The sequence below is a fragment of the Streptomyces sp. NPDC002054 genome (assembly GCF_040296685.1).
In the GTDB taxonomy this organism is placed as follows: Bacteria; Actinomycetota; Actinomycetes; order Streptomycetales; family Streptomycetaceae; genus Streptomyces.
Window position 1 is genome coordinate 1 of record NZ_JBEOXT010000056.1, and the last position, 11,451, is coordinate 11,451.

Annotated in this window: 9 protein-coding genes and 1 pseudogene; 5 read left to right on the forward strand and 5 right to left on the reverse strand. The window is 72.6% G+C overall.

Features of this window, described 5'->3' with window-relative positions; genetic code table 11:
- A pseudogene (locus ABT123_RS34355) lies at window positions 1-74 on the forward strand (redox-sensing transcriptional repressor Rex); the annotation flags it as partial.
- Window positions 75-128: 54 nt separating this feature from the next.
- On the opposite strand, the gene ABT123_RS34360 reads toward ABT123_RS34355, so the two are convergent.
- From ABT123_RS34360 to ABT123_RS34370, 3 genes are all read right to left on the reverse strand, one after another.
- Window positions 129-503: an RNA polymerase-binding protein RbpA gene (locus ABT123_RS34360; RefSeq protein WP_003959706.1), complete on the reverse strand. Its 375-nt coding sequence runs from the start codon at window positions 501-503 to the stop codon at window positions 129-131.
- A 268-nt stretch (window positions 504-771) separates the two neighbouring features.
- A complete protein-coding gene (locus ABT123_RS34365) occupies window positions 772-2,199 on the reverse strand; it encodes an MFS transporter (protein WP_351321984.1) in 1,428 nt (475 codons plus the stop codon).
- Between the two features lie 21 nt (window positions 2,200-2,220).
- Window positions 2,221-2,991 (reverse strand): glycerophosphodiester phosphodiesterase family protein, encoded by a 771-nt coding sequence (locus ABT123_RS34370; protein ID WP_351321986.1) that lies wholly within the window; start codon window positions 2,989-2,991, stop codon window positions 2,221-2,223.
- A gap of 194 nt (window positions 2,992-3,185) precedes the next feature.
- Between ABT123_RS34370 and ABT123_RS34375 the strand changes: the two genes are divergently transcribed.
- Window positions 3,186-4,688 carry an SCO1417 family PLP biosynthesis transcription factor gene (locus tag ABT123_RS34375; RefSeq protein ID WP_351321988.1) on the forward strand — a complete coding sequence of 501 codons (1,503 nt, stop codon included), beginning with the start codon at window positions 3,186-3,188 and terminating at the stop codon, window positions 4,686-4,688.
- A gap of 600 nt (window positions 4,689-5,288) precedes the next feature.
- On the opposite strand, the gene ABT123_RS34380 is transcribed toward ABT123_RS34375, so the two are convergent.
- Window positions 5,289-6,836 carry a P-loop NTPase family protein gene (locus tag ABT123_RS34380; protein WP_351321990.1) on the reverse strand — a complete coding sequence of 516 codons (1,548 nt, stop codon included), beginning with the start codon at window positions 6,834-6,836 and terminating at the stop codon, window positions 5,289-5,291.
- A gap of 54 nt (window positions 6,837-6,890) precedes the next feature.
- On the reverse strand, window positions 6,891-7,085 hold the full coding sequence (locus ABT123_RS34385) for a hypothetical protein (RefSeq protein WP_030031218.1): 195 nt from the start codon (window positions 7,083-7,085) through the stop codon (window positions 6,891-6,893).
- A 241-nt stretch (window positions 7,086-7,326) separates the two neighbouring features.
- Here ABT123_RS34385 and ABT123_RS34390 point away from each other — a divergent pair, with 241 nt between their 5' ends.
- The 3 genes from ABT123_RS34390 to ABT123_RS34400 all read left to right on the forward strand — a co-directional run bounded on the left by ABT123_RS34390 (window position 7,327) and on the right by ABT123_RS34400 (window position 11,235).
- Window positions 7,327-7,740 (forward strand): ankyrin repeat domain-containing protein, encoded by a 414-nt coding sequence (locus tag ABT123_RS34390; protein ID WP_351321992.1) that lies wholly within the window; start codon window positions 7,327-7,329, stop codon window positions 7,738-7,740.
- Window positions 7,741-8,052: 312 nt separating this feature from the next.
- Window positions 8,053-9,456: a HEAT repeat domain-containing protein gene (locus ABT123_RS34395; RefSeq protein ID WP_351321994.1), complete on the forward strand. Its 1,404-nt coding sequence runs from the start codon at window positions 8,053-8,055 to the stop codon at window positions 9,454-9,456.
- A gap of 936 nt (window positions 9,457-10,392) precedes the next feature.
- Window positions 10,393-11,235, forward strand: a complete 843-nt coding sequence (locus ABT123_RS34400) for an NAD(P)H-binding protein (protein ID WP_351321996.1) — start codon at window positions 10,393-10,395, stop codon at window positions 11,233-11,235.
- Window positions 11,236-11,451 lie beyond the last annotated feature (216 nt).

An 11,451-nucleotide genomic window follows, 5' to 3' on the forward strand; every position in this document is an offset into this window, starting at 1 on the left:
TCGGCTACGACGTCGAGTACCTCGTCTACCAGATCTCCCGCGAGCTGGGCCTGACCCAGGACTGGCCGGTTGCCCGAGGGTGGCGGAGCCCAGCGGCTCTTCAACTGCGCAGACGCGCCTAAGGCGCGCTACGCGGACTTGCGGCTGTCCCGCGGATGCACGGCAATGTTCATGGCCCCGGAGCGAAGGACGGCCAGCCGCTCGGCCAGCACCTCCTCGAGCTCCTCGCGGGTACGCCGCTCCATGAGCATGTCCCAGTGCGTTCGCGCAGGCTTGCCCTTCTTCTCTTCGGGCCCGTCCCCGTCCACCAGGAGTGCCTGGGCGCCGCACGCCTTGCACTCCCACTCCGGCGGAATCTCTGCCTCAACCGAGAACGGCATCTCAAATCGATGTCCGTTCTGGCATGCGTACTCCACCGCCTGGCGCGGGGCCAGATCGATGCCGCGGTCCGTCTCGTAGCTGGTAACCACGAGGCGCGTACCGCGGAGAGCTCGCTCACTCATGAATCGTGCCTCCCGGGCTTGTCGCCCACAGGACAGGTGTCGCTGTCGTCGTCATCCGGTCAACGTCCGGTCGGCGGTATAGATTCCCGCTCCGGGTCGTGTGTCGCCCGTCGTGCCGCCCCTTGTTGTACCCGCCAATGCCCGTTTTGTCACATCTGGCAGCAGATGTCACCCAACGTCTTCACTTCTTCAACACGCAGTAACGGTCCGCCTGGCAGGCCAAAGGCGTACACTACCGGCCTTTCACTTGAACGTGTAAATCCGTTCGTCAAATCCGTGCGGGAACCGGGTTCCCGGCGGCCTCCACCGCCCGTCGCACCGGCACCCGGGCCAGCAGTACGAAGCCCAGCGCGAAGAATGCCACCAACGAGACGATCGCGTCCCGGTAGCTCCCGGTGAGCTGGTAGGTGAGGCCGAACACCAGGGGTCCCACCCAGGCGACCCCGCGATCGCTGATCTCGTACGCGGAAAAGTACTCGGCCTCCTTGCCCGCCGGCACCAGGTGCGAGAAAAGTGACCGGGACAGCGCCTGGCTGCCGCCCAGCACCAGCCCGATCATCGCAGCCAGCGCGAAGAACCACACCGGAGTCCGGGCCGGCAGGAAGTATCCGGCCGTCAGGGTCAGGGTCCAGGCGGCCAGCGAGCCCAGGATCGTCCGCTTGGCGCCGTACACCCGGGCCAGCCGGCCCATCCCCAGCGCCCCCGCCACCGCCAGCACCTGCACCAGCAGCACCGCCACGATCAGAGTGGACTGCTCCAGCTTCAGTTCCTCCGAGCCGTACACGGAAGCCTGTGAGATCACCGTCTGCACGCCGTCGTTGTAGACCAGGTAGGCCAGCAGGAACGACAGGGTCAGCGGATGCCTCCGCATGTCCTTCAGCGTGGCCACCAGCTGCTTCCAGCCGGTACCCACCGCCGGCGCCGCCGGATCCCGGACCACCTTCCGGTCCCGCAGCCGCCGCAGCGGAATGATCGCGAACGCACCCCACCACAGACCGGCCGAGGCCAGACAGATCCGCACCGCCATGCCCTCGGTCAGCCCGAAGGATTCGTGCCCCTGGTACAGCACCAGGTTCAGTACGAGCACCAGCGCGCCCGAGGTGTAGCCGAAGGCCCAGCCGCGCGAGGAGACGGCGTCCCGCTCGTCCGGGCCCGCGATCTGCGGCAGGTACGAGTTGTAGAGCACCATCGACACGGCCAGCGAGGCATTGGCCACCACCAGCAGCAGCCCGCCGAGCAGATAGCGGTCCCCGCCCAGCAGGAACATTCCGGCAGCCGCCGTCGCCCCCGTGTACGCGGCAGCGGCGAGCAGCGGCTTCTTGCGGCCCGTCCGGTCGGCCAGCGCGCCGACCAGCGGCATCACCAGCACCGCCACGATCACCGACAGCGACACCGAGTACGCGAAGAAGGACCCGGCCCGCACGGGTATGCCCAGCGGGTGCACGAAGCCCTCGGAGTCGGCGGCCTTCTTGGCCACCGAGGTCAGGTACGGCCCGATGAACACCGTGAGCACGCTCGTGGAGTACACCGAGCAGGCGAAGTCGTAGAAGTACCAGCCCCGCTGCTCGCGTCTTCGGGCCGCAGCCTCGCCGGCCTGGCCTGCCTCGGCGGCCTCGCCGCCGTCGCCGGGCCCGTCCCGGTCCCCCCGATCCGCGGCTTCCGCCGGTTCCGCTTGATCCGTGGTCCGCGTACTCATACCGGATGCCCCCTCGCAGCCCTAAGCCCAGGATCCGCGCCGGTCCAGCACCGTACGCAGGATGTCGATCCGGTCGGTCATGATGCCATCGACACCCAGGTCGAGGAGTGCTTCCATACGTTCCGGTTCGTTCACGGTCCACACGTGCACCTGGAGCCCGCGCTCGTGCGCCGTCCGCACGAACCGCCGGTCGACCACCCGGATGCCCGCCTGGGTCTCCGGCACCTGCGCCGCCACCGCCCCGACCCGCAGCGCCGCCGGGATCGCGAACGAGCGCAGCCGCAGGCCGACCACGCCCCGTACCCCGTACGAGGTGGCCAGCCGGGGACCGGCCAGCCGCTGGGCCCGGGCCACCCGGCTCTCCGAGAACGACCCCACGCACACCCGGTCCCAGAGCCCCTGCCGGGCGATCAGGTTCACCAGCGGATGCAGCGCGGACTCCGCCTTGATGTCGATGTTCCAGCGGGCGTCCGGGAACTCCTCCAGCAGCTCCTCGAACAGCGGCAGCGGTTCGCTGCCCGCCACCCGGGCCTCCCGCACCCGGCTCCAGGGCAGCTGCGCGATCCGCCCGGCGGAATCCGTGACCCGGTCCAGGGTCGCGTCGTGGAAGGCCACCAGTCTGCCGTCGAGGGTGGCGTGCACATCGGTCTCGAAATACCGGTAGCCGGCATTGGCGGCCCGGCGGAAGGCGGTGATGGTGTTCTCCAGCCCGTCCGCGGCCCCTCCCCGGTGCGCGAAGGGAATCGGAGCCGGATGGTCCAGGTACGGGTGCCGAAGGCGTACGTGCGTCACGGCGGCAGTATGCACCGCGTCGGTGCACGACTTCGCCGCACCCGCGCACCGGGGGGCGGACTGGTGCCGGGGAAGGCCGCCGTGCCACCCTGTCCGGACAGAACCAAACGGAACCAATCCCATTCCGGCCACATCCAATCCCGGTCGATTCCTGCTCCCGGCGTGGCCAATCCGATGAAGGTGGACCGGACAGCATGGCTCAGTGGACCTCTGCCGTGGGCGCGACCCAGCTCGCCCGGCTGATCACCTCCCAGCAGCCGAGGCCCGCCGTGCCCGGCTCCCGCAAGCCGCCCGCCTACCGGGCGCTGGCCGACGGCATCCGTCTGCTCGTCCTGGAAGGCCGGGTTCCGGTTGCCGCCCGGCTCCCTGCCGAACGCGAACTGGCCGTCTCCCTGTCCCTCAGCCGCACCACCGTCGCCGCCGCGTACGAGGCGCTGCGGGCCGAGGGCTTCCTGGAGTCCCGGCGCGGCGCCGGCAGCTGGACCGCCGTACCGGCCGGCAACCCGCTGCCGGCCCGCGGCCTGGAACCGCTGCCGCCGGAGGCCCTCGGCTCGATGATCGACCTGGGCTGTGCGGCCCTCCCGGCCCCCGAGCCGTGGCTGACCCGGGCGGTCCAGGGCGCGCTGGAGGAGCTCCCGCCGTACGCCCACACGCACGGGGACTACCCGGCGGGGCTGCCGGCGCTGCGGCGGATGCTCGCCGACCGCTACACCGAGCGCGGCATCCCGACCATGCCGGAACAGATCATGGTCACCACGGGGGCGATGGGCGCCATGGACGCCATCTGCCACCTCTTCGCGGGCCGCGGGGAACGGATCGCGGTCGAATCCCCTTCGTACGCCAACATCCTCCAGCTGATGCGGGCTGCCGGGGTCAGGCTCGTCCCGGTCGCCATGTCGGACGGGCTGGCCGGCTGGGACATGGCCGCCTGGCGCCAGGTGCTGCGGGACGCGGCCCCGCGGCTGGCCTATGTGGTCGCCGACTTCCACAACCCGACCGGAGCGCTGGCCTCGGACGACCAGCGCCGGGCGATGGTCGAGGCGGCCCGCGCGGCCGGGACGGTCCTGGTGGCCGACGAGACCATGATCGAGCTGCAGTTCGATACGGACCTGGCGATGCCCCGCCCGGTCTGCTCCTTCGACCCGGGCGGCAGCACCGTGATCACGGTCGGCTCGGCCAGCAAGGCGTTCTGGGCGGGCATGCGGATCGGCTGGGTCCGCGCGGCTCCCGATGTCATCCGCAGCCTGGTCGCGGCGCGGGCGTATGCCGACCTGGGCACGCCGGTGCTGGAGCAGCTGGCGGTGAACTGGCTGATGCGGACGGGCGGCTGGGCGGAGGCGGTGGAGCTGCGCCGGGCCCAGGCCCGGGAGAACCGCGATGCCCTGATCGCCGCAGTTCGCCGCGAACTCCCGGACTGGGAATTCGCCGTCCCCCAGGGCGGCCTCACCCTGTGGGCCCGCGCGGGCGGCCTCTCCGGCTCCCGCCTGGCCGAGGTCGGCGAACGCGTGGGCGTCCGGGTCCCCTCGGGCCCCCGCTTCGGGGTGGACGGCGCCTTCGAGGGCTACGTCCGCCTCCCCTTCACGGTCGGCGGCCCGGTGGCCGACGAAGCCGCCGCCCGCCTGGCGGCGGCAGCCCGCCTGGTCACCACAGGTGCCGCAGGCCACACCACAGAACCCCCCCGCACCTTCGTAGCCTGACCCCGGCCCGGCTGGTGGGGGAGCCGCTGCGCGGGGTCATGTCCCCCACCCCGCCCTTCCCGAAACCGTGGCCTGCGGCCCCGGACCCCGCCGACGGGGCTCCGCCCCACACCCCTGCGGTGCCCGGGCTTCGCCCGGCACCCGGCAGGGCCGGGGTACGGGGCAAAGCCCCGAAGCGCCGGGCACGGCCCGGGCGCCCCGGCGGACTCCGGGCTCGCCCGCGGGGCCTGGGGCGCAGCCCCGTGCGGGTCCGGGCGGGTGCCCGGGGCACGCCGGCGGGGTCTGGGGCGGAGCCCCGGGGTGCCGGGCGGAGCCCGGGCACCCCCTACGGGGCCTGGGGCGCAGCCCGTGCGGGTCCGGGCGCGTGCCGGGGGCGCGCCGCGGGGTCCGGGGCCGAGCACCGTGTGGATCCGGGTGCGCGCCCGGGACACGCCGGCGGGGTCTGGGGCGGAGCCCCGGGGTGCCGGGCGGAGCCCGTGCACCCTCTACGGGGTCCGGGGCGGAGCCCCGTGCGGGTCCGGGCGGCAGCCCGGTTTCGGGAAGGGGCGGGGTGGGGGAATGGCTCCGCGCAGCGGGACCCCCGCCCCAGGCCGCCCGGGGCTAGGTGGCCTCGACCGGGGTCGGCTGCGCAGTCGGCGACTTCGCGCGCTCCGGCAGCAGCTCCAGCACCGCCTCCCTCGCCCCCGCCGCCGCCCCCTCGTCGTACGGATCCGGCGTCGCCGGCACCTGCAGCCGGTGCACCACCCCCGTGCCCAGCCGCGCATACCCCCGCCCCACCGGCACCTCCGGCGTCGGCGTGGTGTGCGGCGGCACCCCCAGCACCGACGTGATCTGCTGCACCGAGGCCGCCCCCAGCACCACCCGGGCCCGGGTGTGCGCCCACACGGCCTCGCCCAGCAGCTCCAGGTGGTCGAACTGCTCCGCCACCACCACCGTCACATTCGCCGCCCGTCCGTGCCGCAACGGCACCTGCAGCAGCGCGAACGGATCGGTCCGCCCGTCCGCCGCCGCCAGGTGCCCCAGCACGCTCGGCCGGTCGAGCAGGATCCACACCGGCCGCCGGACGTCCTCCGGCGCCGGCCGGCCCTCCTGCCGTGCCCGGTTGGCGGCGAACAGCCGCCGCTCCGTCTCCTGCGCCGCCCACTCCAGCGCGGCCCTCGCCCCGCCCAGCCCGCATTCCACCGCCAGTACGCCCGTACGTCCTGTCAGACAGGAGTACTCCCCGCTCCCCGCACCCTCCACGATCAGCACATCGCCCCCGTGCTGCAGCGCCTGCAGGGCGATCGACCGCAGCAGCGTCGACGTACCGCTGCCCGACTGGCCCGCGGCCAGCAGATGGGGTTCGGTCGCCCGGGTACCCGTACGCCAGATCACCGGCGGCACATCGCGCGGCTCCTCCCCCTCCCGCACCGGCAGGGTGCGCTGCACGGTCCCCGCATCGGTGAAGCCGAGCACCGTCTCGCCCGGCGAGGTCACGAAGCGCTGCGCGGCGATGCCCGTCGGCAGCGGCGGCAGCACGGTCATGTCCAGGGTGTTGCCCTCCTCGTCCCAGTCGAAGAGATACTCGCGCCCGCGCCCCGACTTGGCGTGCAGCAAGGCCTCGATCCGGGCCCGGGATTCGGCCTCGCCATCGGTGAAGTACGCCGGGTAGCGGATCCGGAGCCGGGTGATCCGGCCGGGCCGGTCGAAGGCGTAGTCGGTGAACGCCGCGTCCCAGGCGCCGCCGTGGGAGAACAGCGGGCTGGGGTCCTCCGGCACGGAGAAGTACGGCACCAGCGCCTCGTAGAGCGAGCCGAGCCGTTCCGCCTGGGCCTCGCCGGGCCCCTCGTCCACGGGCGCACGGTCCCGCCCCTGCCAGGCTGCCGCCGCCATGACCGTGATCATGGCGAGCAGCGGCCCGTACGGGACGAGCGCGACGACCAGGACGCAGGCCGCGCCCAGGAACAGCGCGGGGCCGCGCTTCTCCTTGGGGGTGCCGGCCCACTTGCGCCGCCCGGACGCGGCCAGGATGCGCAGGCCGCGCCCGATGGTGAGCAGCGGATGGAGGACGTCCGTGGCACTGTCGGCGGCCGTGCGCGCGATGTCGCGGCCCCGGGCGAGCGAAATGCTGCCGCGCTCAAGGATGCGGGGAAGTGGGCGCCGGGCCACGGGCGTCTCCTGGAGTTGTACGTACGTGCTGCGGGGAGCGGGGATCGGGGGCGGTCAGAGCTTGATGCCGCCGAGCAGGCTGGCCAGGCTCGCCGTACTGGCCGTGATGCTCGGTGCGATCGCGGAGCCGGCGAGGAAGAAGCCGAAGAGGGAACAGACGAACGCGTGGGTCAGCTTCATCCCGTCCTTCTTGAAGAAGAGGAAGCAGATGATGCCGAGCAGGACCACGCCTGAGATGGACAGGACCATGGGAGGTTCTCCTCGTTGGTGGGGACAGCGGGGACAGTCACCATCAGTTCTGCCAACCTCACAGGAAGTATCAATGCGACAACAGGTGCATCCGGGCGAATAGCCGGATTTTTCACTTGGTCGGCCCAGCTCAAGTGGCGCACCTCGGCCCACGCCTGTCATGTGCGGTTACGGCCAGTAAGCTGTGGCTTCATCCGAACGGACGACGTGCAGCAGCAGAAGTGAAAGGCGGTACGCCCCGATGAGCGAGAGCCCCCAGGACGTTCCGGGCGCCCCCGACGAGGACGTCATCGAACTGGCCACCAAGATCTTCGACCTGGCCCGTCAGGGTGACACCCGGACCCTCGCCGCCTACCTGGACGCCGGCGCTCCGGCGAACCTCACCAACGACCGCGGCGACACCCTCGTCATGCTCGCCGCCTACCACGGCCACGCCGACACGGTCACGGCCCTGCTGGAGCGCGGCGGCGAGGCCGACCGGGCCAACGACCGAGGCCAGACCCCGCTCGCCGGAGCCGTCTTCAAGGGCGAGGAGGCCGTCATCCGCGCACTGCTCGCCGCCGGCGCCGACCCGGCCGCCGGCACCCCCTCCGCCGTGGACACGGCCCGCATGTTCGGCAAGGCCGACCTGCTCAAGCTCTTCGGAGCCGAGTAGTCCACTTTTTCGGGGGGTGAGGGGCCCGGACGGGCCCCGAGTTGATCCCGGCTTGGTCACGGCGGCCGTAAATGTGGTCGCGGTGCACAAACCGGCTGGGCCATCATGGCGTCGGATCCGGAGAACGCCCCAAAGGACGGGGTAGAGACCCCGAAGGACGGGGTACGGGGGGAGCTCCGGTCACCGACGAAAGAGAGAAGACAATGGTCTACATCAAGCGGAACATGACGGCGGACGTCCTCACATGCTGTTACGCGGCTCTGTGAATCCCGATTCCCGGTTGCGTCCCCAGCTTGATTTGAGGCCATTCCCATGTTCGAACCAGTCATAGCTCCGAGCGGTACCCTGCTCGGGCTCCTCCAGCGGGGCCGCGGCGACGGCACGCTGCACGCACTCGCCGCGCCCAGGGCCGAAGCCCTCGCGGCACTCAACCACTGCGTGCTGCACGACCCGCGCCAGGACTGGCAGGTCGAGAACCGCTCCCTGTACTACGCCCGACTCTGCCTGGACCTCGACGGTCCGCTCGGCGAGATCGAGGACCACCTCTTCTCCGCCGACGACCTCCTCGACGACTCCGACACCCGCACCGGGCTCGCCCTGTCCGTCCTGGGCCACCTCGCCTCGTACGGCCGCGACGACGCGCTGATGCTGCTGCGCCGGTACGCCGCCTCCGGCGCGAACTGGGCCTGGGCGCTGGACGAGCTCGCCCTGCGCGACGACGACGCGGGCCTGCGCGCCCTCGCCGGACCCGTGCTCGCCCATTTCCCCGCCACACCGGAAGGTGAGGCGCGGCTGGCCGCCGCCGTCCGCGACGCCTACGAACCGCGCCCGTGGAGCCTGTGGGAGGCACTGCCCGAGTACGGCGCCCGGCTGCGGGCCGCCCGCGAGCAGGGCTCCTTCTCCCGCTGGCAGCGCCAGCTGACGGCCGACGGACCCCGCCCCGGCTGGAGCGTCGAAGCCGTCTTCGAATGGGCCGCCGAAGGCCTGCGCCGCGGCACCCCGCTGCATGTGCCGGCCGCCCGCTGTCTGGCCGCCGTAGCCACCGCCGAGGACCGCCCCCGGATCCTCGCCGCGGCTGCCGGCGCGGCCGGCGAGGCCGCCCGCGCCACCGCGCTGCACCACCTCGTCCTGGCCGAGCCGGAGAACCCGGCCGTCCTCGACCTCATCGAAGCCGCCGGCGACGAGCCGGCCATCGCCGCCTATCGGCGCATGACCGGCCCCTCGGCCGTGGACCGCGCCCGGATCTGGGCGCAGCGCCCCGACGCCCTCGGCGAGGCGGCGGCCACCCTGCTCGCCGACCACGGCGGCCCGGAGGACGCCACCCTGGTCCTCTCCGCCCTCCGCTCCACCGTCCGCGCCGCAGGCCCGGATTCCCTCTCGCTCTTCCCGCTGGTCGACGGCGCGGGCCGGCTCTCGATCGGCTGCGCGGCACCGGTGCTGCGCCATATCTACCGCGAGACCGCCTCCTCGCACCTGCGCGGCCGTGCGGCCCGCGCCCTGGCGGCCACGGACCCCTGCTTCGCGGCGGGCTTCGCCGTCGAATGCCTGTGGGACTGCGAGGAGTCCACCCGCGAGGTCGCGGCCCACCACGCCGAAACGGCGGACGCCCGCGTGGCCGACCGCCTCCGCCGCCTGGCGGCGGACCCGGCGGAGGAGGAGGAAGTCCAGTCGGCGGTCCGCAACAGAATGGCGCCGGGGGCGGAGCGGGCGATGTAGGGCGGGGCGTCCGGCGCGGGCCCGCTCCTTTGCCCGGCTGGGCGTACGGGGCTTCCGGCGCGGGCCCGCTCCTTTGCCCCCCTCTCGGAGCCGGGGCGGGGCGGTGTTTCCCGCCCGCCCCCCTGCGGGCTTTGGCGGGGCGGGTCCGGTAGCGGGGCGGGGTGCTTTGCCTCCGTTGGGCGGAGCCCAGACCCGGAGCCGCGGCTCCGGGGCCCGCAGCGCGGGCTTGCCGGCCTGTTGAGCGGTGCCCGCCGCTGGGCTGGCTGGGGCGGAGCCCCGCCCTGCCGACAATCGGGGTGGGGGACGGCCTGCCCAGGCTGCGGCCCCGTCCGGTTGCGGGGCGGGGGCGGGGGTTGGGGGTTTTCTCCTGGACGGGAGCGAGTAGGTGCCCGGGGGCTGCCCGTCAGTCCTCACTGTCCTTCCGTGTCCGTCCGGTCCCTCAAGGGCGCTCCTTCGTCGCGTCGCTTCGCGATTCCGCTTCGCTCCACCCTTGACCGACCGGTCGGCCCCGGAAAGACAAGGACTGTCGGGCGGCCCCCGGGGGGATGGCATGGGGGCAGGTGCCCAGATGCGGCCACGCGGGGGTGCCCGGGCAGCGGCTGCCGCCCGACCGGCCGCCCTTGCGGGCGGAGAGCTCCATTTCCTCGAAGCCCGGACCATTTGGCGAGGCCAGGCCATGGGGCGCGCCAAATCGCTACGCGCTCCGGCCGGTTTGGCGTCTCCGGACCGGCCGTGGCCGGACATAAGCCGCCAGTGGCCACTGCGTCCTCCGGTGGTCGCGCGACACGCGGACTGCCTGTGGCCGGGCATAAGCCGCCACCGATCGCTACGCGCTTCTGCCGTCAGGCGACATACGGACCGGCCGTGGCCGGGCGCACATGGGCCGGTGAGCCGTTGCGGACAGAAGTTGACCGCAAGGGTTCGTAGGTTGAGGGCATGACGAAGACGACAGACACCCAGACGTATCTCGTGACCGGTGCGACCGGGAGTGTGGGGCGCCAGGTGGTCCGCGAGCTCCAGGAACGCGGGCACGCGGTGCGCGCGCTGACGCGCAACCCCTCGGCGGCGGACTTTCCGGCGGGCGTGGAGGTCGTACGCGGTGACCTCACCGATCCCAAGGGGCTCGGACCGGCACTCGAGGGTGTCGTCGGCCTCCACCTGATCACGTTCACCGGTGCGGGATACGAGCCCTTGGCCACCGGTCCGGAGATCGTCGAAGAAGTGCGGAAAGCCGGAGTGAAGCGGGTGACCGTCTTGCACGGCGGAGGCCCCACACCCCTCGAGGACGCCGTCCGGGGGAGTGGCCTCGACTGGACGGTGGTCCGGCCGGTCGAGTTCATGGCGAATGCGCTGGGCTGGGCGGATTCCATCCTCGGCGAGAACACCGTCCGTGCTCCGTTCATCGACGGCCTCAGCGCCATGGTCCACGAGGCCGACATCGGCGCGGTCGTCGCGATCGCCCTCACCGAGGACGGCCATGCAGGTCAGGACTACCTGATCACCGGACCGCAGGCCCTGACCGTGCGCGACAAGGTCGCCGCGATTGCCGCCGCTGTCGGTCGTGAGATCCGGTTGGTGGAACTGTCGGAGGACGAGGTCGCGGCGCAACACAGCGCGGACGGTCTCGACGAGGCAACGGTGGCCTGGCTGATCGACATCTTCAAGAACACTCCGCCGGAGGGGAAGACAGTGATCGACACGGTCGAACGCGTCACCGGCCACCCCGCCCGCCCCTTCCCCCAATGGGCCACCGAGAACGCCAACGCCTTCACCCCCTGACCCCGTCCGTCCCCGACCACCGGAGGGTGTGGTGGCCGGTGGCCCTCCTTGTCCGCCACGACCGGTCCGCCTGCCACTCGACCACCGGAGTGCGTAGCGATCGATGGCCTTCTTTGTCCGGCCACGGCCGGTCCGCCTGCCGCCTCACCACCGGAGTTCGTAGCAGTCGTTGGCGTCCCATGCCCGGCCACGGCCGGTCTGTCTGTCGCCTGTCGG